The organism is Cupriavidus sp. GW821-FHT02F09, assembly GCF_059421605.1.
Map to the genome: position 1 here is coordinate 1,765 of NZ_JBWKVH010000091.1, position 1,238 is coordinate 3,002.

Here is a 1,238-nt window from a genome sequence, read left to right on the forward strand (position 1 = left end):
ACNTACGTGCATCCGCAGCTTCGGTGACTGGCTTAGCCCCGTTACATCTTCCGCGCAGGACGACTCGATCAGTGAGCTATTACGCTTTCTTTAAAGGATGGCTGCTTCTAAGCCAACCTCCTGACTGTTTTAGCCTTCCCACTTCGTTTCCCACTTAGCCAATCTTAGGGACCTTAGCTGGCGGTCTGGGTTGTTTCCCTCTTGACACCGGACGTTAGCACCCGATGTCTGTCTCCCGTGATTGCACTCTTCGGTATTCGGAGTTTGCTATGGCGGGGTAATCAGCAATAGACCCCCCAACCATGACAGTGCTCTACCCCCGAAGGTGAGACACGAGGCACTACCTAAATAGTTTTCGGAGAGAACCAGCTATTTCCAGACTTGTTTAGCCTTTCACCCCTATCCACAGCTCATCCCCTAACTTTTCAACGTTAGTGGGTTCGGTCCTCCAGTACGTGTTACCGCACCTTCAACCTGGCCATGGATAGATCGTCTGGTTTCGGGTCTACACCCAGCGACTGAACGCCCTATTCGGACTCGCTTTCGCTACGCCTTCCCTAATCGGTTAAGCTTGCCACTGAATGTAAGTCGCTGACCCATTATACAAAAGGTACGCCGTCACCCGTTTCCAGGCTCCGACTGTTTGTATGCATGCGGTTTCAGGATCTATTTCACTCCCCTCCCGGGGTTCTTTTCGCCTTTCCCTCACGGTACTGGTTCACTATCGGTCGATCACGAGTATTTAGCCTTGGAGGATGGTCCCCCCATCTTCAGACAGGATTTCACGTGTCCCGCCCTACTTGTCGTACACCTAGTTCCACAACGCTGTTTTCGCATACAGGGCTATCACCTGCTATGGCCGGGCTTTCCATCCCGTTCTGCTAACAATGCTGCTAAAGAGTACAAGGCTCTTCCCATTTCGTTCGCCACTACTCTGGGAATCTCGGTTGATTTCTGTTCCTGCAGCTACTTAGATGTTTCAGTTCGCCGCGTTCGCTTCCCTGACCTATGTATTCAGTCAGGGATGACCCATAAGGGCCGGGTTTCCCCATTCGGACATCTCCGGATCAAAGCTTGTTTGCCAGCTCCCCGAAGCTTTTCGCAGGCTACCGCGTCCTTCATCGCCTGTGATCGCCAAGGCATCCACCACATGCACTTGTTCGCTTGACCCTATAACGAGTGTGTCTCAAACTTGCGTTCAAGCCGTGCTCGCTACAGGATGAGTTCTCGCATTTATG

At 52.2% G+C, this 1,238-nt stretch carries 1 rRNA gene (running past one end of the window); it reads right to left on the reverse strand.

The annotated features are described in order from the left end of the window. Positions 1 to 1,170, reverse strand: a 23S ribosomal RNA gene (locus AC07XB_RS38745); it reaches 1,463 nt to the left of the window's first position. Between the last annotated feature and the right edge of the window lie 68 nt (positions 1,171 to 1,238).